Origin of the sequence: Thalassolituus pacificus, assembly GCF_025318105.1 — a bacterium.
Classification (GTDB): Bacteria; Pseudomonadota; Gammaproteobacteria; order Pseudomonadales; family Oceanobacteraceae; genus Venatoribacter; species Venatoribacter pacificus.
The window spans coordinates 432715-455688 of record NZ_JAOANI010000014.1 but is presented as its reverse complement, the minus strand read 5'-3'; the positions used below and the strand labels follow the sequence as shown (position 1 = coordinate 455688).

The window sequence follows — 22974 nt, the reverse complement described above, 5'->3', positions numbered from 1 at the left end:
TTGCGTGGCGGGCGGTCAGCCTTACCTTGCTAATGCCAATAACAGCCCTTCCTTATTCAGGTGCGAAGGGTACAATGACCGCGCTTTTTTTTGTGACAGTTTGGACGGAATCCCGATGGCGTTATTCAAGAAGTTTTTTAAACCCAAAGTACGGATTGAGAAGTGGCAGGATGCAAACCCCGAAGTACGTCGACAGGCGCTGCAGGATCTGAAATCGCCCGACCAACTGATCACCTTCGTGAACAACGAATCCCAGGCAGAACTGCGTCAGCTGGCCATTGCCCGCATTGACCAGCCGAGCGCACTGGAACAACTGCTGCACAGCGCCCGCGACGATGTGCGCCAGGCTGCCCGCAGCCGTCTGCTCACCCAACTGCTGCCTGCCAACAACGACCTGAGCCAGATTAAGGACTCGCGTCTGTTAGTGCAGATCGCCGGTCTGACCGACGACAACGAACTGCGTCTGCAAGCCATTGCCCGCATCAGCGACGAACAGGAACGCCTGCAACTGGCGCGTACCCACGCTGTCGCCAAAGTGCGTCTGGCCGCTGCCGAAGGCATCGACAGCCCGGAACTGCTGCAGCAACTGCTGGATCATGCCCAGGGCAAAGACAAAGCTATTTACCGTCTGTGCAAAGACCGTCTGGCCGCGCATAAAGCCGCCCAGCAGGAACAACAGGCGCAGACCGATGCCATCGATAACCTGCTGGCGCAGGCGAAATACCTGAACAAGGTCGGCTACCACCCGGAATTTAACGGCAAGCTGCAATTACTGAACAAACAATGGCAGGAACTGCAGGCGCAGGCCGCGGCCGAAACCGCAGCCAATATCAATGCCGAACTGGCACAGGCCAATGCCCTGCTGAGCGCACACGCCGAAGAAGAACAACGTCAGGCTGCAGAACGCGTCGCCGCCAATGCGGCGGCCGCACAACAGGAACAACTGCTGCAGCGCCTGGCACAACTGACGGAAGAAGCGCCGGCTAATCCGCAAGCCGATATCAGCGCTGCGTTACAGCAACTGCAACAGGACTGGGATCAGTCTTTCCACCAGCACAAACCGACCGCTGAGCAGACCCGCCAGTTTGAAAACCAGCTGCAACAGTTACTGGCACTGCAATCCGCCAATCAGCATTACAGCAATCAGCAGGAAAAACTGCAGAAATGGCTGGATGCACCGTTAGCCGATGATATGAATGGCCTGAAAAATATCACCAAACAGGCCCAGCAATGGCTGAAGCAACTGGCCTGGCCGCAAGCCTTACCGGCACCGGCATGGCTGAACGCCGTCACCCACAAGCAACAGCAGGCCGAAGCGGCTTTAGCGCAACTGCAACAACAGCAACAGGCGCGGCTTAATACCCTCGACCAGCAGCTGAGTGCGCTCGAACAGGCGCTGAACGACGGCCAGTTAAAAGATGCTGGTCGTCTCAGCCAACAGGTACAACAAAACCTGCGCCAGGTGGACAGCCAGGCGGCACAGAACGCCCAGCGCCAATACCGCAGCCTGGGCGCCCGCCTGCAGGAAATGCGTGATTGGCAAGGCTTTGCCACCACACCGAAAAAAGAAGCCCTGGTCAGCGCCATGGAAGCCCTGATCAACGCCGGCATCGACGCCGGTATTCTGGCCGACAAAATTCACGCCCTGCAAGAAGAGTGGAAAACCCTCGGTCACGCCCCCGCCGACCAGGCTCTGTGGGAGCGTTTTCAGGCCGCCGGTGACCAGGCATTTGAACCCTGCCGCGCCTACTTTGCTGAAATCGCCGAGCAGCGTAATCGCAATATTGAACTGCGCCAGCAACTGACCGCCGAGCTGCTCAGCTACGAAGCGGCGATGGACTGGAGCAACGCCGACTGGAAAACCGTACAGAAAACACTGGACGCCGCACGCGACACTTTCCGCCAGTATTCACCGGTTGAACGTAACGCGCACAAAACCACGCAGGAAGCTTTCCAACAGGCCTGCGATGCCATTTATGGCCACCTGAAAGCCGAATACGACCGCAACCTGCAAGCCAAACAGGCACTGGTAGATAATGCCGCAGCACTGATTGAGCAGGACGATCTGAGCGGCGCCATTGATCAGGTCAAACAACTGCAACAGCAATGGAAGGCCGTAGGCGTCACGCCACGCAATCCGGATCAGAAGCTGTGGAAGCAATTCCGCGCCCACTGCGATGCCGTATTTGCCCGTCTGGATGAAAGCAAAGCCGAGCGTAAAGCCCAGCTGGAACAGACCGTCAGCCAGGCAGAGACTCTGGTTCAGCAGGCCAGCGCACTGCTGACCGATGCCAGCGAAGCGCAATTGCCGCAACTGCGTGATGCACTGGCCGACATCAAGCAGCAATTCTCAGCACTGGAATTACCGCGCAGCGCCCATCAGCGTCTGAGTAAACAATTGCAGGACCACGAGCAACAGCTGCAGGATTTGCGTCAGAACCAGCAAAAACAAGCCGAACAGGCACGCTGGGCAGGCCTGATCAGCCGCTTGCAGAACCTGACGGCTGACGATGCGCAATGGGCAGAAGCCAGCAGCACCGCCCTGCCGCAGGGATATGACGACGCGCAGTTCAACCAGGCACGTCAGAATGAATTGAGCAGCGATGAAAATGCTCAGGATTTATGCATCCTGATGGAAATTCTCGCCGAAGTAGCAACCATAGAGGCGGATAAATCCCGCCGCATGGCGCTGCAGGTTCAGCGTCTGGCCGATGGCTTAGGCAAAGGTTTGACTCCGGCACAGGAACGCCAACAGCTGGTAGAGCGCTGGCTGGCGGCCGCTGGCAACCGTGATGCCGCACTGCAACAGCGTTTTGTTCAGGCATTGCAAGCCAGTCTCTGAGGCGGTATCCGTATCAAGCCTGCGGCCACCGCGCCGCGGGCTTTTTCTATTCTTTCCCCCGCTGTTATTCCAGCTGCCACTTCTTTTCTGGCACATCTGCCCTGCACGGAAACACCATTGACTGCTAACATCGGTGACGATGTGTTCCCTGATAATAAGAGACTGAATGATGTCCCTGAGCGAAATTCTGAACTCCCGCTATTCCGTCCGCGCCTTTAAAAAAGACCCGGTTGAACAACATATTCTGGAAGAAATTTTCAGCGCCGCGCAACGCGCACCGTCTAACTGCAACGTACAGCCATGGCAAACCTATGTGGTATCCGGCGCGAAAAAAGATCAGCTGAAAAATCTGCTGATTGGCACCGTCATGAAACAACAGCCACCAGAGCCGGACTTTAACTGGAAAGTGGCCTACGAAGGCATTCACCGCGAACGCCAGTTCGGCTCCGCCAATGCGCTGTACAGTTCAATGGGCATTGCCCGCGAAGACAAAATGAAGCGCAATATGGCGATGCTGCGTAACTGGGCATTTTTTGATGCACCGCACGTGGCTTTTTTCACCATGGACACCTATCTCGACATTATGGGCGCGGTGGATGTGGGTATTTACGCGCAAACGCTGACCTTGCTGCTGAAAGAGCGTGGCATCGACAGCTGCATGCAGGGGGCGCTCGGGCAATTCCCGCAGCCAGTGCGTGAATTCCTTGAATTACCGGAAGGTCGTGGTGTGCTGTTTGGTATGTCGTTCGGTTATGCCGATGACAATGCCGACGCCAATAAAACCCGCACCGACCGTGCTGCACTGCAGGATGCAGTGAGCTTTGTCAGTTGAATAAAATGTCAGCTGAATAAATAAACCGTTGCGGCTTGCCGCAGCGGTTTATCTTATTTTTATTCAATCACAAATAATTTACTGACGGCCCAATACAAACCGTAGCCGATATAACCTAACGGCCCCAGAGTCACTTTCTTTTCCAACGTTACGCGGATATCCGATAACGCGACCTGCTGGCGCAGGACTTTGCGGCGGCCTTCATAAGTATCAATTTCGGTCTGCAGGCGGCTGATTTCTTTTTCGATGACCAAAATATCTTCGATTTTTTCGGCCCGGTTCAGCAACACCTTCATGCGTTCACGCAGAGTAATCAGGTTGGCCAGCCTGGCTTCATAATCAACAATCTCGCTGGTGACATCCTGAGTGCGGATATTCTGATCGCTGACCTCTCCCAAAGTACCCAGACGCTGAACAGTTTTCTCAAAGTGAGCCTCTGGTACACGCAGCGACAGACGACGGGTTTTATCGCCTTCATCGTAAGACGAATCGACATAGCCTCTTGCCTCGCTTAATACCGCATTAACAGCCGCTGACGCAGCAGCTATATCTTCAACCACCAGTGTCAGCGAAGCGGATTTGATGATCAGACGACCATCAACCTGGGCTTGTGCAGGCTCTGCCGCTTCGTAATTAATGTGTTGATTCATCGGAGCAGCGCAGGCCGACAGCAGCGCCAACAAACAGATAAGTGTCAGTTTAAAAAAAGCGTCCGGATTTTTCATAGAGTCCTTTACGAATAACGGAGAAAAATGGTGCAGGCTTACTCTGTTCAGCCAACCACAGGATAAGCTAATTCGCCCCAGTCCTGGTCCTGTGCATCCAGCATAATATCGATAAACACCGGCACCAGCGTCAGCAATAAATCAGCGCCATCACGCACCTGCTCACGGTTAACCCGGCTTTTATAGGTTGCACCGCCACGCACCACCTGATTATGCAGAACGAATAAACGATCCAGCACCAGGGTAAGTAATTCCGGGACTTTTTTGCGGCTTAAGCAATTCAGCGCGGCAACGGAGGATTCATCAAAGGCTTTACGCCAGTCGTCATGACCAGCGCGCTGGCTGACCCAGAACGGCGCGAATACATACGGATTTTTCAGCAGGGCTTTAACCGGCCCGGAATACTGGTGCCAGAGGCAATGATAAATTTTTTTATGCTGATCAAAATTCACCAGCTGTTGTACAAAACGCTGTACGGCCTGCTGATCTTCCAGCGGCTGACCGCCGGCATCCACGGAGCAACAGGCGCTGAAAGCAATCCAGCCACTGATAAACCGCAGATCATCATCGTCCTGTTGCGCTTGTGCCGCCTGCAACCAGCTTAATGCCCGGTGCAGGCGGGTGGAGTGCAGCTCATTCAACAGATCACGCTGCGCGCGCAGACGTTCTTTTAAAACGTCTGCGCTATTTGCCGCGTGCTCAGCCACTGAAGAGGTCACCGCAACAGCCGCAGTTAATCAGTTACAGCAGTTTTCATGGCCATCAGGAAAATCGATAGCCATATAAATAGAACTTTGTGGAAACTCAGCCGGGTACGCCATATAAAAATGCGTATTGTCATCGGTTGGCCACCAGCAGGAAGCGGCACGCGGTACATCGGCCAGAGTGATGCGCTCAATGCAGTATTGCAGATTCAGACCCTGAGTTTCCGGGAAGAACTCAGTAAAGTCGGCTGGGAAGCCTGCTTCAGCAGTGTTCAGTTTGTCTTCAATTTTCAGTTCACGCAGTTTCTTTTCCCACTCCGGGTCCTGGCTGCATTCGACAAAAAAATCGGCCAGGTAGCGGCTGTGAAATTTCTTACTGATACGACGGTTTGACATTTTATCTTCCTGTTATCGGTGTGCCCTCTCATGCCGTATGAAAGGGTTAAATCAGAGTACATACAAATTAACGGGCGGCAGGCCTACCAGGGTAATGGCTGGCCATTGGAGTGCCAGAAGCCACCGCTGTTCGCCAGATTCAGTTCTGCAATACGCGCAGCAAGACCTTCTGCAGCCTGTGCCGGTGTTATATCGCCATTAAAGCCAACCATGCGGGTCTGAACAAATCCCGGATGCAGTTGCGCCACCGCAATACCACGTGGTGCCAGATCAACCGCCAGCGATTTACCAAAAGCATTCAGCGCCGCTTTTGAGGCACGATAGCCGTAATAGCTGCCGGAAGTGTTATCGGCAATGGAGCCCATACGACTGGTGATGTTAGCAATCTTGCTGCCTTCAGCCATAAATGGCAGCAGTGCAAGAGTCAGCTTAAGCGGCACAATCGCGTTGATATCCAGCTGCTGCTGGATCGTATCAAAGTTCATCTCATCCAGTGTTTCATTGCAGAACAAGCCGGCATTGTTTATCAGAATATCCAGCTCGCCTTCCAGCAATTGCTCAAGAATACTGGTGACTGCAAAAATGCTTTCATCATTGGTGAGATCAATACCGCTGATCACCTGATCGGCAATATCTTCCAGCTCGTCACTGGTTTCACGACAAACACCGGTGACAGAATCCCCCTTTGCGGCATACAACTTGGCCAGTTCCAGACCAATACCACGGTTTGCACCGGTAATTACTACATTCGCCATCAGGGCCTCCTGGTTTGAGCATTTGTGCAGGCATGCGTTTCGGGCATTAACCGGCGGCATACTACCCTGTTTTGCGGCCTATTCACATCAAACACCGTAATCCGGCAGAGAACAGGTTGTGACAAAGCATCACCTCAGCCTGACCTGCAAAGCGCCAAAATTGATAACGGTATAAAAGAGTGGCAAAAAGAAGATACGGTAAAAAATAACCCGCTGATATCAGCGGGTCAGTGTTTTTTTATCGGCAAAGCTGACCTGGCGCCCCTGCAAACGACTGTTAACGATATACGCCTGCGCTTTGCGTCCACGTTGTTGCAGCCAACGATCAAATCGCGGTGATAGACGTGCGGTTATATCCGCCAAGCGCAACAGGGGGAATTGCAGCGCCGGCAACCAGCCTAAAACCGGTGTGCGCGGTAAATTCAGTGCGCGGCGAATATCCGCCGGAATAAAGAAGGTCGCGTAACTGCGGTGAAACCAGTAAACAAACTGCTGATGGAAACGACTGCCCGGCACCTGACGAAAACTTTCCAGATAGGCAGCGGCCAGCTGGCGACTGTCGGCATCCGGATTAACGCGACTGCCGATAGCGATAATGTACAGCCAATCAATGCCCTGCTGACGGTTCTGCGGTAACAACTCAATGTCATCGCCCATCAGGTATGCCACGTAGCGCCATAAGTGCAAAACGGCCTCAACATCACGGTTACTGAAACGCCAGCCCAGCATGCTCAGGCCGGTGATCATCATCATCGAAAACGCCACATTGGTCGCCAGCGCATCGCCCTGATTAATAGGCAAGCCCCACTCTGCGCTGTTCCAGTCAGGGTGCTGCAGCAAACGTCTGCGTACCAGAGCATGCATGACCCGCACATGCACCGCCGCACTGTAACCCGCAGCGCCCCGTTCCAGACCGCCCGGCGTGGTGACATCAAACCAGAACGAGGTGGTTTCCGACACCCGGTCAAACGAGCTGTTGCCGCTCAGCGCACCGGTAAATGCCAGCGGCTTGGAGATGTCACTGTTGGCATAGCCACCCAATAAAGCAAAATCGCCCAGTGCATACATCGCAAAACGACCACAGCGATGTATCACTTGGCAGGCGTGCAACAGCTTATCGTTATCAAGCCATACGGGGGGTGTTTCAGCTTCCTGCAACAAAGCTTTAAGGGAAGGCGTGCGCTCATCAAGAACGGCACTGCCCTCATGAATCGCCTGCTTGAGTAGTTGCTGCGGATTGATGCCCGCGCTGCGTAATCCGGGGTTGGCAAACAGTTCGGCGGCCACCGCATCACCCAGTTCATCGCTGCGGTGATAACTATTGGCCACGGCATCCGTCAGCGCCGCCGGAGGATTAGGTTTTACCCCTAACAAAAAGCGCAAACCCCAGGCAATTTTTTTTGAACGCCCCCGCGCCTGCTCAGCCAGATACACAAAACGCGGAGGATGTTGCGGATGCGATTGTTCAGACATGGAAAGCTCTCTGCTGCGGTTACCAAATGATGCCCGCAGTATTTCAGAAAGCCCAAACACTGAACAATGACAGATCAGCCGATCTGTCAGGCAGTCATCCTGACGAAAATCAGGACGTCATAACGACTCTCAGGGAGCCGTCGATGAGACGCAATCACTGCCCTCTGCTGTTTTGCAGTATTCCAACAGGATATTTTCACCATTTTTATCCCAGCTCATGATGGTTACCGGGTAATCTGAAGACGATTCAAAATCCTGCGACACCGTGCGACCACTGCGATCCGGCTGAATCTCGGTCTCTATCAGTCCGGTTTGTGTTCCTGCGTCATAAGTTTTCATCGTCCATTCATATTTTGACGATTTAAACACGCTGGCAAGGCTGCCATCGTCTTCATAGTGGTACTCGTTGTAACCACAGCTGGCAGGTTGCTCCAGCTTGAAGTTAACGTGCTGGTTAAACTCAGTGCCATCACCGTCAACCCCATGCTTTGTGAACGTCCAGGTTTCGCCTTCGGCGTTATGGCTGTAATCCAGGTATTGAGTCAGTTGAGCGTCCACGCTCGTCCAGCGTGGCCCCGGGTGCATCATGCCTTCCTCACTGTTCGACACCATAAGCACAATACTCAACTGAGCAATACCCACAAAATTTTCGGGGTCTAGTCCGCCACCATTGGGAAGAGTGGAATAATCGCCCTCGTAGGCCGAGTAGCTACCGGCATATTCAGGCACCGGCATCCACGAGCGCTCGCTTTTATCAGCACTGCAATCAATTGCCTGAGCGCTTCCGCCACTCTGATCACCGCCGCCCTGATCACCGCCCGCATTACCACTATCCGCATTAGTACCGCCTGACGAACTACCACCACATGCCGTTAATGCGAATATAAACAGAGATAAACCCAAACGCTTCATTACTATTTCCAATTCAACCATTACTGATATAAGTATCTTCAGCCATTAGCAGACAATAAAAAACCCCGCAGGCCGAAACCTGCGGGGTTCGTCACAATACAGCAGCAGAAGCCGTACCGTTTGCGTCAGAAACTTAACCGGTGGTGAATTGCGCCGTTAGCAACTTAAGACGCTTTTGCTGCATTTTTAATGAGTATTCCAGCTCTTTGTAACGGGTATGCAGAGCAGCCTTTTCCCATTTTTCCTGCAGATGACGACGGGTTTCCTGATACTTCTCTGACTGAAGCTCGGTCCATTCTGCCAACATGGCCTTAAACTCTTCATACTCTTTCTCAAGAATATGCGACCACTTATCGGAGTTTTTCGATTTAGCCAGACGTTCCTGCGCACGCTTAAACTGCATTTTCAGTTTGGCACGCTGAATTTTAAAGTCCGGTACCACGCGCAGGTTTTTTGCCAGCCCAAGCATAGAGCAGCTTTTAATCAGCCATTTAGTCGGATCCCACTGCCACCATTTGATGCCGTTGCGATAATCAGTCTGAAAAATATGATGATAGTTGTGATACCCCTCACCAAAGGTCAGAAAGGCAAAGAAATGATTGTCGCGTGCGGTATTTTCATCGGTATAGGGTTGTGAGCCCCACTTGTGGGCAATGGAGTTAATAAAGAACGTAAAATGATGTGTGGTAACAACCCGCAGAACACCAGCCAGCAGAATCATGCCCCAGAAGTCATTAAAGATCAGACCCAGCACAACCGGGATACCGATATTCATACCGAGCGCAATGGGCACATAATACTTGTACTGCCACATGACGATCGGATCTTTCATCAGATTCTTAACGTTATCGAAGTTCACTTCACCGCTTTTATACTGGCGCACCATCCAGCCCATATGGGAAAACCACAGGCCACGTTTAGCGGAATACGGATCACGATCAACATCGTCGACATGACGATGATGAACCCGATGGCCGGAACTCCAGTGCAGAATCGTGTTCTGTAACGCCATTGCGCCGAAGAGCGCGTACCAGAGACGCAGGCTCCAGTGGGCTTCATAGGCATTGTGTGACCACAAGCGGTGATAACCGGCAGTGATGGCAAGCTCCGTCGCCGAGGTCAGCAGGATATAAAACACCACCGCCGCCAATGTGTAGCCGTAGGTCAATCCGTACCAGGGCACCAGAGTAAGAGCTGCCAGTCCTGTTACGCTGAACATAATGGCAGGAACCCAGTTAACCGGGGCTACTTCTTTATTATTGGTATCGCTCATAAGGCTCTTTCTTTATGGATATACAGACACCCGGAATACAGCCCGGCTGTTAAATCTGTGTGACATGATACCTGATTGTAGCTATTCCGGCACCGCAGCCAACGTAAAGGATTGCGGTAAATCATCTCCGCACAATATTTTTGGCTTAAAGCGCCAGTTATTCAGCTCTGCAGCACAGAAGCGGCGACCACCGATAAAAATCAAGGATGCGATTATGGAGTTAAAGGCACAGGTGAAAGTCGGGAAAACTTAACAAAACCTCCGTTCCAATACATGCGGTGCCAGTATTTTCGGAATAATAGGCATAAAAAAACCGCGCCAGGCGCGGTTTTTATCTTCCGATGATATTAGCCACCGAAATCATCAAGCATGATGTTCTCAGGTTCAACACCCAGATTCAGCAGCATGTTGATGACTGACTGGTTCATGATCGGAGGTCCACACATATAGAACTCACAGTCTTCCGGCGCCGGATGGTCACGCAGATACTGTTCGTACAGCACGTTATGGATAAAGCCGGTCAGGCCAGTCCAGTTATCTTCTGGCTGTGGATCAGACATCGCCACGTGCCACTCGAAGTTATCGTTCTCAGCCGCCAGCTGATCATAGTCTTCCTGATAAAACAGCTCACGCAATGAACGTGCACCGTACCAGAAGCTGATCTTACGCTTGGAGCTCAGACGCTTCAGCTGGTCGAAAATGTGAGAACGCATCGGCGCCATACCGGCACCACCACCAATGAACACCATTTCTGCATCGGTGTCTCTGGCGAAGAACTCACCAAACGGACCGTATACAGTCACTTTGTCACCGGGCTTCAGGTTGAACACATAGGACGACATGATACCGGGGTTAATACCCTTGCTGCCCGGAGGCGGGGTCGCAATACGGATATTAAATTTAACCAGACCACGCTCTTCCGGGTAGTTCGCCATGGAGTAAGCGCGAATGGTGTCTTCTTTATTCACTGCTTTCAGGTCAAAGAAGCCAAAACGCTCCCAATCACCGCGATACTCATCCTGAATATCAAAATCAGAGAAATTGATTTCATAGGGAGGGCATTCCAGCTGAACGTAACCACCGGCACGGAAGTCAACGCTCTCGCCTTCAGGCAGTTGCAGGGTCAGTTCTTTAATAAAGGTTGCAACGTTAGGGTTGGAAACCACGGTGGTTTCCCACTTTTTAACGCCGAACACTTCTTCCGGAACTTCAATCACCATGTCTTGTTTAACCGGTGCCTGACAAGACAGACGCCAGCCTTCACGGGCCTCACCTTTAGTGAAGTGAGATTCTTCGGTTGGCAGCATCTCGCCACCACCGCTCTTAATCACACACTTACACTGGGCACAGGTACCACCACCACCACAGGCAGAAGACAGGAAAATATTATTGGCCGCCAGAGTTTGCAGCAGCTTACCGCCAGCTTCCGTTTCAATGGTTTTTTCGCCATTGATCAGAATTTTTACGTTACCAGAGCTTACCAGCTTGGCACGGGCGCCAAGAATGATGAATACCAGCGACAATACAATCACGGTAAACATCACAACGCCGAGGATGATTTCAATATCCAAAATATCGACTCCTTACAGTGACACGCCAGAGAATGACATGAAACCCAGCGACATCAGACCAACCGTCATGAAGGTGATGCCCAATCCCTGCAGACCCGCAGGGACGTCACTGTATTTCAGTTTTTCACGAATACCGGCCAATGCAGTGATCGCCAGAGCCCAGCCCAGACCCGCACCCACACCGTATACCGCACTTTCACCAAAGGTATAGTCACGTTCAACCATGAACAGAACCGCACCCATGATCGCACAGTTAACTGTGATCAATGGCAGGAACACGCCCAGTGCGTTGTACAGAGACGGTACGTATTTATCGAGTACCATTTCCAGAATCTGCACCATCGCCGCAATCACGCCGATGTAAGTCAGCAGACCTAAGAAGCTCAGATCAACGGTGGCGAAATCCGGACTGATCCAGGTCAGCGCGCCTTCTTTCAGCAGCAGACCGTAAATCAGATTATTGATCGGTACGGTGATGGCCAGCACCACAATAACCGCAACCCCCAGACCAATAGCGGTCTGAATTTTTTTCGAAATCGCCAGGAAGGTACACATGCCGAGGAAGAAGGCCAACGCCATATTCTCAACAAAGACCGCCTTAACGAACAGACTGATATAGTGTTCCATTAATGGCCTCCCGAATGCTCAGTGTTTGGCAGAATTTTAAACTCTGCGGTTTCCACCTGATCTTTCTTCCAGGTACGTAATACCCAGATAAACAGACCAATAATGAAAAACGCTGACGGTGGCAGCAGCAGCAGACCGTTTGACTGATACCAGCCACCATCCTGAATCAGCGGCAGAATTTCAAAGCCCAGCAGTTTACCGGCACCAAAGAGTTCACGAATGGTACCAACAGTAATCAGCACGACGGAGTAACCCAGACCGTTACCGATGCCATCAAAGAAGCTCAGCACCGGACCATTTTTCATGGCAAAGGCTTCAGCGCGACCCATTACGATACAGTTGGTAATGATCAGGCCAACGAATACCGACAACTGCTTGCTGATCTCATAGGCATACGCCTTCAGAATCTGATCCACCACGATCACCAATGACGCGATGATGATCATCTGTACGATAATCCGGATGTTATTCGGAATATGGTTACGGATCAGAGCGATACCGAAGTTCGAAAATGCGGTTACCGAGGTCAGTGCAATACACATTACCAGCGTAACCTGCAGACTGGTGGTTACCGCCAGCGCAGAACATACACCCAGGATCTGAACAGCAATCGGGTTTTTATTGAAGAGCGGGTCCAGCAGGACATTTTTCATATCAGACATATTAAGCCCCCTGTCCTTTCAGTTGAGTCAACAGTTTGCCGAACGCCATATCGCCAACCCAGAATTTCACCAGGTTATCGACGCCACGGCTGGTCAGAGTTGCGCCCGACAGGCCATCGACCTGATTCGGATTGCCTTCTGCGGCAGCGCCTTTTACAACGGTAATGGCAACGTCACCCTTGGCATTGTGTAATTTTTTACCAGGCCACAGACCTTTCCACTTAGGATTGTCCACTTCACCACCCAGACCCGGAGTTTCCGCGTGGGAGTAGAAGCCCAGACCGGCGATGGTTTCCATATCACCTTCCAGAGCGATAAAACCGTACAGCGTTGACCACAAGCCATAACCGTGAACCGGCAATACCAACGTATCAATAGCGCCGTTTTTCTCGATCATGTACACCGCAGCATACTTTTCCAGACGCTTGATACTCGCCTTATCTTCCGCACCGCTCAGCTTACGTGACAGCGCGGGCATCTTGGAGGACTTACGCTGATCAAAGTTGTCGGGATTCAGGTTGGCCGCACGAATCTCATCCAGCTCAGCGTCGGTCGCAAAACGACCGGCTTCGAGATTCACGATACGGGTAGTCACCTGCTTGAACTGCTCAGCAACTGGAATATCTGACTGATACAGACCCGCGGCTTGTAATACGGCCGCTTTTTTGTCGTTGGCTTTGTTCTCGTTCTGCTTCTGACGCAGTCCGACCGCAGCACCCGCCACAATCACCGAACACACCAGACACAGCAGAACCGCAACCAACAGAGTCTTTTGAATGCTGTCTTGTTTACTGGACACGAGCAACCCTCCGCTTCATATTTGCCTGAACCACGAAGTGGTCAATCAGAGGTGCAAACAGGTTGGCAAACAGAATGGCCAGCATCATGCCTTCCGGGAAGGCCGGGTTCACAACACGAATCATCACCACCATAAAGCCAATCAGGGCACCAAAGAACCATTTACCTTTATTGGTCATCGATGCCGATACCGGATCGGTCGCCATAAAGATCATACCGAAGGCAAAACCACCCAGAACCAGGTGCCAGTACCACGGCAAGGCGAACATTGGGTTGGTATCAGAACCGACGACATTCAGCAGCAACGTCGTGGCGACCATACCGATCATCACACCCGCCACGATACGCACAGAGGCAATGCCCATCACCAGCAGAACCGCACCACCGATAAAAATCGCCAGGGTGCTGGTTTCGCCCATAGAGCCCTGAATCGTACCGATAAAGGCATCCATCCAGCTGACACCGTTGTCGATGATGTTCTTCACACCACCTTCAGCAGCATTGCTCAGCGCGGTAGCACCGGTGAAACCATCGGCAGCAGTCCAGACGGCGTTACCAGACATATTGGCCGGGTAGGCAAAGAACAGGAAAGCACGGCCGGTAAGAGCCGGGTTCAGGAAGTTTTTACCGGTACCACCGAAAATTTCCTTACCAATTACCACACCAAAACTGATGCCCAATGCAACCTGCCACAGCGGAATGCTTGGCGGCAGAGTCAGTGCAAACAGCACAGAGGTAACGAAGAAACCTTCGTTCACTTCATGGCGGCGAATAGTGGCAAACAGTACTTCCCAGAAGCCACCCACAATGAAGGTTACGGCATATACGGGAAGAAAATACGCAGCACCAAAGACAAAATTGTCCCAGATGCTGGCAGCGTTATGAGCACTGCCGCCCAACAGAGCGATCAGCACTTCGCGCCAGCCTTCAATGGCAGTACCGGCACCGGCAGCCATTGCTTCATTGGCCTGCAGACCAATGTTGTACATACCGAAGAACATCGCCGGGAAGGTACACACCCACACAGTGATCATAATGCGCTTCAGGTCGATACCGTCACGCACGTGAGCGGTGTTGTTGGTCACGTTCGGTGGTGAATAAAGACCAGTGTCTACCGCTTCATACAGCGGATACATTTTTTCAAACTTGCCACCCTTTTCAAACTTGGGTGCCAGGCTGTCGAGAATACTACGCAAGCCCATGATTAACCCTCCGCCTGAATTCGGGTGAGATTTTTACGCAGAATCGGACCGTATTCATATTTGCCCGGGCAAACAAAGCTGCACAGAGCCAGGTCTTCTTCATCCAGTTCCAGAGCGCCCAGATTGATGGCGGTATCCATATCTTCAACGATCAGCGCACGCAGCAGCTGAGTTGGCAGGATATCCAGCGGCATGATTTTCTCATACGCGCCCACCGGTACCATTGCACGTTCAGAACCATTGGTCGTGGTGGTGAAGGCAAAGGTTTTCTTCAGCAGTTTGGACAGGTAGATAGGCATTACCGAGAAGCGGTTAGCACCCGGAGTCAGGTAATGCAGCATCGGACGTTCACGCCCTTCACGCAGTACAGAAACCTGATTGTGATAACGACCCAGGAACTGACTTTCGCCAGTGGCGGTACGGCCACCAAATACAGAACCGGAAATAAGGCGGTTCTCGCCATCGGCCAGTTCACCTTCGGTCAGTTGCGCCAGACTGGCACCTATCTGAGTGCGGATAAGGCGAGGTTTATTAACCTGCGGACCGGCCAGTGAGATAACGCGATCCGTATACAGTTTACCGCTGGTAAACAGCTGCCCCACTGCAATCACATCCTGATAACCAATGCTCCACACCACGCGGTCTGCGCTTACTGCAAACAGAGTATGAATGTGAGTACCGGTCAGGCCTGCCGGGTGCGGGCCAGCAAATTCTTCCGTGGTTTCAACGCCTGCAGACGGGATATTGGCTCCCGGCGCTTTACAGACAAACAACGGACCGTCGGTCAGTTGCTTCAGCACGGTCAGACCATTTTTAAAGGCATCTGCCTGCTCATTAACGACCAGCTCAGGGTTTGCCGCTAATGGATTGGTATCCATAGCATTGACGAAAATCGCCTGAGGGCGTGAGCCTGGTGCAGGAACACGGGAAAATGGGCGGGTACGCAATGCCGTCCATAATCCGGAGTTCACCAGATTAGCCTGAACATCATCAGCAGACAGCGATGACAACTGCTGCGGCGCATAACTCTGGAAGGTTTCTTCATCCGTGCCATCAACATCGATAACAACAGACTGGAATACTCGACGCTCACCGCGGTTGATGGCTTTTACCACACCGGCAGCAGGAGCTGTGTACTGAACACCTTCGGTTTTTTTATCGGTGAATAACACCTGGCCTTTCTTGACTCGATCACCTTCCTGGACGGCCATCGTTGGCTTCATACCAACATAATCTGCTCCGAGCACCGCTACTTGCGTAACGGCACGGGCTGCAGAAATGGCTTGTTCAGGAGTTCCGGTGATTGGTAAGTCGAGACCCTTCCTGATATTGATCATACGCCTCGCCTAATCACTGTTGCTTCCAAGGTCATTGCTCCCGGCGCGCAAAAAAGACGCACAACACCCCCTCTCTCACCAAGGTTGCGGTACGTTCGATTACTTTTCGCACAGGAAACAAGTACTTGGACTCATTTTCCAAGTTAAAAATCGCGCTAAGTATAATGACCGCTTACGGATTAATCCACCGATCATCCCGGCAATTGACTACCCCTTTTGGCTTATCCGTACGCTCACAGCAAAACTGGTTAAAGCTTAGCCAACAACCAGATAAAAAAAAGCCGCTGCGGTTGCAGCGGCTTTTTTACAGAGCGTATCCGCTCACCATCCGGCTAGAACGGGCCTCAGCCCACTTTAGGGAAGGTTGGATACTCAACACCACACACCTGCTGAGCAATACGTACAACCTGACGGCTGTAGCCGTATTCGTTGTCGTACCATACATACAGGTTAACGTGAGTACCGTTAACGATGGTGGCTTTGGCATCCACGATACCGGCATGACTGTTACCGACAAAATCGGTAGAAACCACTTCCGGTGAGTTAACCCAGTCGATCTGCTTCTGCACGGCAGAATGCAGAGACTGTTCACGCAGGTAGTTGTTCAGCTCTTCAACCGTGGTTTCTTTCTTCAGGTTCAGAGACAGAATCGCCATAGAAACATTTGGCGTCGGAACACGGATCGCATTACCGGTCAGCTTGCCTTTCAGGGCAGGCAGAGCCTTAGCAACCGCTTTCGCCGCGCCGGTTTCGGTAATCACCATATTCAGCGGTGCAGAACGACCACGACGATCACCACTGTGGTAGTTATCGATCAGGTTCTGGTCGTTGGTGTAGGAGTGAACGGTTTCAACGTGGCCGCTGTTGATGCCGTAAGCATCATCCATCACTTTCAGTACCGGCGTAATCGCGTTGGTGGTACAGGAAGCCGCAGACAAAATTTTGTCTGCCGCATCGATATCACCGTGGTTGATACCGTAAACGATGTTTTTCAGATCACCTTTACCCGGAGCAGTCAGCAGCACACGGGCAGTACCTTTGGCTTGCAGATGCTGGGACAGGCCAGCTTCGTCACGCCACACGCCGGTGTTATCAATCACCAGTGCGTTTTTGATACCGTATTGGGTGTAATCGATTTCTGCCGGGTTGCCAGCGTAAATGATTTTGATGAAGTTGCCGTTGGCGATCAGCGCTTCGTTTTCGGCATCCACGGTCAGGGTGCCACGGAAAGTACCGTGCACCGAGTCACGACGCAGCAGAGAAGCACGCTTAACCAGGTCATCGCCTTTACCGCGACGGACAACGATAGCGCGCAGACGCAGACCGCGACCACCACCGGACTTTTCAATCAGGATACGGGCCAGCAGGCGACCGATACGGCCAAAACCGTACAGAACCACATCGCGGTTCTCACCGTCTGGCAGATCTTTACCGATAACATCAGACAGCTCGTCTGTCAGGAAGGCATTCAGGTCACGACCATTACCTTCCGTGCGGTATTTAACCGCCAACTTACCGATATCGACATGAGCACGACCCACATCCAGTTCGCTCAGAGCAGCCAGAACCGGGAAAGTGTCATGAACAGACAGTTCCTGCTTTTCCATATGACGCACAAAACGGTGCGCTTTCAGCAGATCGATAACAGAACGATTAATAACCGGACGACCATAGATGGACGTCACAACGTTCTTCTTACGGTACATAGTACCAACCAAAGGAATCATAGATTCGGCGATGGCTTCACGGTCCATCCAGTCCTGCAAACAGGCTTCGCGCATGTCTTGGCTCACGGGTTCACCTTCCGTAAAAATCAGTGGGCAAATTCGGGGCGCATATTATGCCTGTATGTCAGACAATGCACAAACCTGAGCGCACTTCCCGGCGGCGGCCATTATGCAGAGGTTCCTTAACAGCCCCCTGACCTTTGGTTACACTAGCGCGCTCATTTTTACCTGACTGCCTGAGGAATCTGAATGGCTAGCCCATTTCACCCGGAACTACCCACCAAAGCCGCCGAGCGACGTTTCTGGGGAAATCTGCATGGCGCCAGTCAGGCCATGGCCATCGCCAGTGCGGCCAGCCAACAGCAGGGGCTGACACTGGTCATCAGTGCCGATCCGGCCAGTGCCCTGCGTCTGGAAGAAGAAATCCGCTTCTTTGCCAGCGACCTCACCGTGCTGCATTTTCCTGACTGGGAAATTCTGCCGTACGATGTGTTCTCGCCGCATCAGGACATCGTTTCCCAGCGCATCGCTACCCTGAGCCGTCTGCACGACCTGACTAAGGGCGTGCTGATTATGCCGGTCACCACCCTGCTGCACCGGCTGCCACCGGCCAGTTTTTATCAGGGACAGAGTTTCGCACTAGATATTGGTCAGACCTTTAATGTCGACAATACCCGCCTGCAGCTGGAATCGGCGGGCTACCATTGTGTCGATACCGTTTACGAACACGGTGAATTTGCCGTGCGTGGCGCCATCGTCGATATCTTTCCGATGGGCCAGGAAACCCCCTTCCGTATCGAACTGTTCGATGACGAAATCGAAACCCTGCGCACCTTTGATGCAGAAACCCAACGAACGCTGGATAAAGTTGAATCCATCCGTATTTTGCCGGCGCGCGAATTCCCGCTGAACACCAATGCCATCCGCACCTTTAAAGCGCGCTGGTTCGATTTTTTTGAACACGACCCAAAAGCCTGCCCGGTGTATACCGATGTATCCCAGGGCATAGCACCCGCCGGTATCGAATATTATCTGCCATTGTTTTTCAGCGAAGACCTGGCCAGCTTTCTCGACTACTTACCGCGCAAGACACTGGTCATTCACGATGCCCAGCTGGAACAGGCCAGCAATCAATTCCGTAAAGATGCCGAACAACGTTACGAAAGCCGCCGCTACGACCGCCTGCGTCCGGTACTGGCACCGTCACAATTGTTTTTATCCGCTGAACAGTTATTTTCCGGCCTGAATGAATTTCCACGCATTCAATGGCAGGCTGACGCACCTCCAGAACGCGCCGGCAGCCAGAGTTTTAATGCGCGAAGCATTGCCGACATCAGCGTTGATTCCCGCCTTGAGCAACCGCTGCAACGCCTGCAAACCTGGCTCAATGACAACAACAGCCAGCGTGTGCTGTTTTGTGCTGAATCCGCCGGTCGCCGCGAAGCCTTAAAAGAATTGCTCGGCCGCATTCAGCTGCGCCCGAAAGATCAGGAAAACTGGGCTGGTTTTATAAGCGGCAACGAACCCTTTGGTCTGATCATTGGTCCGCTGGACGATGGAGTCACGGTCAGTGATGGACAGCAAACGCTGAGCATCATCACTGAAAATCAATTATTCGGTCAGCGCATCCGTCAGACCCGCCGTCGTTCCAAACAAAAGACCGATTCTGAACTGGTTATCCGCGATCTGTCCGAACTCAAGCCCGGCGCACCGGTGGTTCACCTTGATCATGGCGTTGGTCGTTATCAGGGATTGCAGACACTGGAAGCCGGTGGCCAGGTGAACGAATTTCTGGTGCTGGAATACGCCGGAAACGCCAAACTGTATGTCCCGGTTTCGGCGCTGCACTTAATTGCCCGCTACGGCGGCGCGGAAGAAGGTGCCGCACCGCTGAACAAACTCGGCACCGATAAATGGGCTCAGGCGAAACGCAAAGCGGCCGAAAAAATCCGCGATACTGCAGCCGAATTACTTGATATTTACGCCCGCCGCGAAGCCCGTAAAGGCTATGCCTTCAGCGGCCCGGATGAAGAATACGAACGCTTTGCCGCAGGTTTCCCATTTGAAGAAACGCCGGATCAGCAGAGCGCCATTGATGCGGTGATTAATGACATGTGCTCACCACGTCCGATGGATCGTCTGGTCTGTGGTGATGTCGGCTTCGGTAAAACCGAAGTCGCCATGCGCGCCGCCTTTATGGCAGTGCAGAGCGGGAAGCAAGTGGCGGTGTTAGTACCCACCACCCTGCTGGCGCAGCAGCATTATCAGAATTTTTCTGACCGCTTTGCTGAGTGGCCGGTTAAGGTCGACGTGCTGTCGCGTTTTAATTCTGCGAAAGAAACCCAGGCTGCCCTCGACCGCATGCTTGAAGGCAAAACCGATATTGTCGTCGGCACCCATAAACTACTGCAGAAAGATGTGAAGTTTGATCACCTGGGTCTGCTGATCATCGACGAAGAACACCGCTTTGGCGTACAGCAAAAAGAGCGTATTAAAGCCCTGCGTGCCGAGGTAGATATTCTGACCCTCACCGCCACGCCGATTCCGCGTACGTTAAATATGGCCATGGCCAGCATCCGCGATTTATCCATCATCGCCACACCACCGGCCAAACGCTTAAGCGTTAAAACCTTTGTGCGCCAACACGATGAACCGACCATTAAAGAAGCCGTACTGCGGGAAATTCTGCGTGGTGGCCAGGTCTACTATCTGCACAACGAAGTAAAGAGCATTGAAAAAACCGCGCGCGAATTAAGCGAAGCCATTCCTGAAGCGCGCGTGGTGATCGCCCATGGACAGATGTCAGAACGCGAACTGGAACGGGTGATGGGCGACTTTTATCACAAGCGCTTTAACGTACTGGTCTGTACCACCATTATTGAAACCGGTATCGATATTCCGTCGGCCAACACCATTATTATTGAGCGCGCCGATAAATTCGGTTTAGCGCAGTTGCATCAGCTGCGCGGACGCGTCGGTCGTTCTCATCATCAGGCTTATGCCTATTTGTTAACGCCGCCGGAGAAATCACTGACCAAAGATGCGGAAAAACGTCTGGAAGCCATTTCTGCCGCTCAGGATCTGGGGGCCGGTTTTATGCTCGCCACCCACGATCTGGAAATTCGTGGCGCCGGTGAACTGCTGGGCGAAGAACAAAGCGGCCAGATCGAAACCATTGGCTTCACCCTGTATATGGAAATGCTCGAACAAGCAGTGAAAGCGATGAAATCCGGCAAAACACCTTCAGATGACCTTTCCTTTAATCAGGGTGCCGAAGTTAACCTGCACATTCCGGCTTTAATTCCGCAAGATTACCTGCCCGATGTCAACGGCCGCCTGACGCTGTATAAACGCATCGCCAGTGCTGCCAACGATAACGAACTGAAAGAACTGCAGGTGGAAATGATCGACCGTTTTGGTCTGTTACCGGATCAGGTTAAAAACCTGTTCCGCCAGACGTCACTGAAGCTGAAACTGACGCCCATGGGCATTGCCAAACTGGATGCCGGCGAACAAAGTGGCCGTATTGAATTTGCCGCCGAAACCAACATCAATCCCTTCGTACTGGTAAAACTGGTGCAAAGTAAATCCGGCACCTTCAAACTTGAAGGCGGCCATACCTTGCGTTTCAACCTCAATATGACCAGTATCGATCAGCGTTTTAATCAGATCGATCAGGTATTAACCGAATTACAAAAGGACCCTAATCTGTGAGCCAGCTGTTTTGTCGTGCCTTGCTGCTTCTGTGCTCGTTTGCCCTGCCCTTAACCGCCAGTGCCGCGCCCTGGTACCGGGTGGAAATGATGCTGGTCGCCTACGAAGACGAAAGCCTGATTGATCAGGAACTCTGGCCTGAAGTGCTTGAAACCAGCGCCAGCGAGGATGATGAATCCGGCAATTTGCAGACCGAAGCGGATACGACACCAGACTATACCTGGTGGCTGAGTCCGGTCCGCTACCAGCAACTGCATAATGCATTATTTGCCGGCTTTGGTTTTGCCCGCGCCCCCAAAGCGGAGTGGCCTGCCCCTTTGCAGCCATTGGCAGAACTGAAAATGGCCAATGAAGCCGAACGCATCAATAAGCGCAACGATATGAAAGTGATCTGGCATCAGGCCTGGGTGGAACCCATTCAGGAAGAAAATCAGGCTATCCGTCACAACGTCAATGTACGCCTGCAGGATAAGCTCGATATCCAGGTCACCGGCAGCTTTGAGCTGCATCGCAGCCGCTACCTGCACATCAACACCGATCTGCAGGTGCAGCAGTACGAGCTGCAGGCTCCGGCTGAACTGAGCGCCCTGACCTTACCTGCCAGCGACAACCGCGCCGATTATCGCAACGACCTGCTGGCACAGACCGACATGGAAGCGTCCATGGCGATTGATTTACCAGCCCCTATCCGCGCCGCGCAGGTACAACAAAGCCGGCGTATGCGCAGTAACGAGCTGCACTACATTGACCATCCGATGCTGGGCATTGTGTTGAAAATTATTCCCGTAGAACGGGCAGAAGATCTATGAGCCACGCTGTGAATATCCGTGCCTTTATCGCCTGCAGCCTCGATGGTTTTATTGCCCGCAGTAACGGCGATCTCGACTGGCTGGAAAACCCGGCCTTTGCCGTCGAAGGGGAAGACTTCGGCTATGCGCAATTTATGGCCAAGACCAGCTGTCTGATCATGGGTCGCAATACCTTTGAAAAAGTTCTCACCTTTGGCGAGTGGCCCTACGACGGTACGCGCGTAATTGTACTCAGCCAATCACTTAAAACCCTGCCGGAAACACACCGGGATAAAGCAGAATTAAGTGCCGAGTCGCCACTGACCTTAACCGAACGCCTGAATAGTGAAGGTGAACAATCACTGTATATCGATGGTGGCCGGTTAATTCAGTCTTTTTTACAGCAAGGATTAATCAACGAGTTAACCCTGACCCGCATCCCGCTGTTGCTCGGCAGCGGTATTCCGCTGTTCGGCGAATTAAAGAATGATATCGTACTGGAGCTGATTGACAGTAAAAGCTATGCCAATGGTTTTGTGCAAAGTCATTACCGCATTCCGGACTGAAATCAGTATTGAGAAAATAAACAAACAACAAAAAGCCCGGAATTTCCGGGCTTTTATTTGTCAGCTTCAG

Annotated in this window: 19 protein-coding genes; 5 read left to right on the top strand and 14 right to left on the bottom strand. The window is 52.4% G+C overall.

Features of this window, described 5'->3' with window-relative positions:
* Positions 1-115: 115 nt before the first annotated feature.
* A complete protein-coding gene (locus NYR02_RS06870) occupies positions 116-2842 on the top strand; it encodes a DUF349 domain-containing protein (protein WP_260975623.1) in 2727 nt (908 codons plus the stop codon).
* A 166-nt stretch (positions 2843-3008) separates the two neighbouring features.
* Positions 3009-3674 carry a nitroreductase family protein gene (locus NYR02_RS06865; protein ID WP_260975622.1) on the top strand — a complete coding sequence of 222 codons (666 nt, stop codon included), beginning with the start codon at positions 3009-3011 and terminating at the stop codon, positions 3672-3674.
* A gap of 59 nt (positions 3675-3733) precedes the next feature.
* Here the strand turns inward: NYR02_RS06865 and NYR02_RS06860 are convergent, their stop codons facing one another.
* The 14 genes from NYR02_RS06860 to NYR02_RS06795 form a co-directional block, all read right to left on the bottom strand.
* Positions 3734-4399, bottom strand: a complete 666-nt coding sequence (locus NYR02_RS06860; RefSeq protein WP_260975621.1) for a DUF4349 domain-containing protein — start codon at positions 4397-4399, stop codon at positions 3734-3736.
* Positions 4400-4446: 47 nt separating this feature from the next.
* A complete protein-coding gene (locus NYR02_RS06855; RefSeq protein WP_260975620.1) occupies positions 4447-5118 on the bottom strand; it encodes a hypothetical protein in 672 nt (223 codons plus the stop codon).
* An 18-nt stretch (positions 5119-5136) separates the two neighbouring features.
* Positions 5137-5499: a hypothetical protein gene (locus NYR02_RS06850; protein WP_260975619.1), complete on the bottom strand. Its 363-nt coding sequence runs from the start codon at positions 5497-5499 to the stop codon at positions 5137-5139.
* A gap of 83 nt (positions 5500-5582) precedes the next feature.
* Positions 5583-6254, bottom strand: coding sequence for an SDR family oxidoreductase (locus tag NYR02_RS06845; protein WP_260975618.1), 672 nt, complete (start codon positions 6252-6254; stop codon positions 5583-5585).
* A gap of 219 nt (positions 6255-6473) precedes the next feature.
* Positions 6474-7727, bottom strand: coding sequence for an oxygenase MpaB family protein (locus NYR02_RS06840; RefSeq protein WP_260975617.1), 1254 nt, complete (start codon positions 7725-7727; stop codon positions 6474-6476).
* 129 nt (positions 7728-7856) lie between these two features.
* A complete protein-coding gene (locus tag NYR02_RS06835; RefSeq protein ID WP_260975616.1) occupies positions 7857-8639 on the bottom strand; it encodes a hypothetical protein in 783 nt (260 codons plus the stop codon).
* A 133-nt stretch (positions 8640-8772) separates the two neighbouring features.
* Positions 8773-9912, bottom strand: coding sequence for a fatty acid desaturase (locus NYR02_RS06830; protein WP_260975615.1), 1140 nt, complete (start codon positions 9910-9912; stop codon positions 8773-8775).
* 347 nt (positions 9913-10259) lie between these two features.
* The gene (nqrF, locus tag NYR02_RS06825; protein ID WP_270049520.1) at positions 10260-11483 is read right to left on the bottom strand and encodes an NADH:ubiquinone reductase (Na(+)-transporting) subunit F; all 1224 of its coding nucleotides are present in this window, start codon (positions 11481-11483) and stop codon (positions 10260-10262) included.
* A gap of 12 nt (positions 11484-11495) precedes the next feature.
* Complete coding sequence (gene nqrE / locus NYR02_RS06820) at positions 11496-12110, bottom strand: NADH:ubiquinone reductase (Na(+)-transporting) subunit E (protein WP_260975614.1); 615 nt, start codon at positions 12108-12110, stop codon at positions 11496-11498.
* A complete protein-coding gene (locus NYR02_RS06815; protein WP_260975613.1) occupies positions 12110-12772 on the bottom strand; it encodes an NADH:ubiquinone reductase (Na(+)-transporting) subunit D in 663 nt (220 codons plus the stop codon). Before NYR02_RS06815 ends, nqrE begins: the two co-directional genes overlap by 1 nt.
* Position 12773: 1 nt before the next feature.
* Positions 12774-13571: a Na(+)-translocating NADH-quinone reductase subunit C gene (locus tag NYR02_RS06810; protein WP_260975612.1), complete on the bottom strand. Its 798-nt coding sequence runs from the start codon at positions 13569-13571 to the stop codon at positions 12774-12776.
* Positions 13561-14772: an NADH:ubiquinone reductase (Na(+)-transporting) subunit B gene (locus NYR02_RS06805; RefSeq protein ID WP_260975611.1), complete on the bottom strand. Its 1212-nt coding sequence runs from the start codon at positions 14770-14772 to the stop codon at positions 13561-13563. Before NYR02_RS06805 ends, NYR02_RS06810 begins: the two co-directional genes overlap by 11 nt.
* A 2-nt stretch (positions 14773-14774) precedes the next feature.
* On the bottom strand, positions 14775-16109 hold the full coding sequence (locus NYR02_RS06800) for a Na(+)-translocating NADH-quinone reductase subunit A (protein WP_260975610.1): 1335 nt from the start codon (positions 16107-16109) through the stop codon (positions 14775-14777).
* 344 nt (positions 16110-16453) lie between these two features.
* Positions 16454-17902, bottom strand: a complete 1449-nt coding sequence (locus NYR02_RS06795; RefSeq protein ID WP_260975609.1) for a glyceraldehyde-3-phosphate dehydrogenase — start codon at positions 17900-17902, stop codon at positions 16454-16456.
* A 183-nt stretch (positions 17903-18085) separates the two neighbouring features.
* On the opposite strand from NYR02_RS06795, the gene mfd reads away from it, so the two are divergent.
* Genes mfd through NYR02_RS06780 form a run of 3 tightly spaced genes read left to right on the top strand, consistent with a single transcriptional unit; the run spans position 18086 to position 22904 of the window.
* Entirely contained in the window at positions 18086-21550 is a 3465-nt protein-coding gene (gene mfd, locus NYR02_RS06790; RefSeq protein WP_260975608.1) for a transcription-repair coupling factor, read from the top strand.
* A complete protein-coding gene (locus NYR02_RS06785) occupies positions 21547-22359 on the top strand; it encodes a CsiV family protein (protein ID WP_260975607.1) in 813 nt (270 codons plus the stop codon). Before mfd ends, NYR02_RS06785 begins: the two co-directional genes overlap by 4 nt.
* Positions 22356-22904, top strand: coding sequence for a dihydrofolate reductase family protein (locus tag NYR02_RS06780; RefSeq protein WP_260975606.1), 549 nt, complete (start codon positions 22356-22358; stop codon positions 22902-22904). Before NYR02_RS06785 ends, NYR02_RS06780 begins: the two co-directional genes overlap by 4 nt.
* The last annotated feature ends 70 nt before the right edge of the window (positions 22905-22974 follow it).

Bases quoted from the DNA above. Each gene is read 5' to 3' on its own strand.
- NYR02_RS06865 (WP_260975622.1), top strand. From the start codon at position 3,009: ATGATGTCCCTGAGCGAAATTCTGAACTCCCGCTATTCCGTCCGCGCC.
- mfd (WP_260975608.1), top strand. From the start codon at position 18,086: ATGGCTAGCCCATTTCACCCGGAACTACCCACCAAAGCCGCCGAGCGA.
- NYR02_RS06780 (WP_260975606.1), top strand. From the start codon at position 22,356: ATGAGCCACGCTGTGAATATCCGTGCCTTTATCGCCTGCAGCCTCGAT.
- NYR02_RS06835 (WP_260975616.1), bottom strand. From the start codon at position 8,639: ATGAAGCGTTTGGGTTTATCTCTGTTTATATTCGCATTAACGGCATGT.
- NYR02_RS06850 (WP_260975619.1), bottom strand. From the start codon at position 5,499: ATGTCAAACCGTCGTATCAGTAAGAAATTTCACAGCCGCTACCTGGCC.
- nqrE (WP_260975614.1), bottom strand. From the start codon at position 12,110: ATGGAACACTATATCAGTCTGTTCGTTAAGGCGGTCTTTGTTGAGAAT.
- NYR02_RS06830 (WP_260975615.1), bottom strand. From the start codon at position 9,912: ATGAGCGATACCAATAATAAAGAAGTAGCCCCGGTTAACTGGGTTCCT.
- NYR02_RS06800 (WP_260975610.1), bottom strand. From the start codon at position 16,109: ATGATCAATATCAGGAAGGGTCTCGACTTACCAATCACCGGAACTCCT.
- NYR02_RS06860 (WP_260975621.1), bottom strand. From the start codon at position 4,399: ATGAAAAATCCGGACGCTTTTTTTAAACTGACACTTATCTGTTTGTTG.
- NYR02_RS06840 (WP_260975617.1), bottom strand. From the start codon at position 7,727: ATGTCTGAACAATCGCATCCGCAACATCCTCCGCGTTTTGTGTATCTG.
- NYR02_RS06815 (WP_260975613.1), bottom strand. From the start codon at position 12,772: ATGTCTGATATGAAAAATGTCCTGCTGGACCCGCTCTTCAATAAAAAC.
- NYR02_RS06870 (WP_260975623.1), top strand. From the start codon at position 116: ATGGCGTTATTCAAGAAGTTTTTTAAACCCAAAGTACGGATTGAGAAG.
- NYR02_RS06805 (WP_260975611.1), bottom strand. From the start codon at position 14,772: ATGGGCTTGCGTAGTATTCTCGACAGCCTGGCACCCAAGTTTGAAAAG.
- NYR02_RS06845 (WP_260975618.1), bottom strand. From the start codon at position 6,254: ATGGCGAATGTAGTAATTACCGGTGCAAACCGTGGTATTGGTCTGGAA.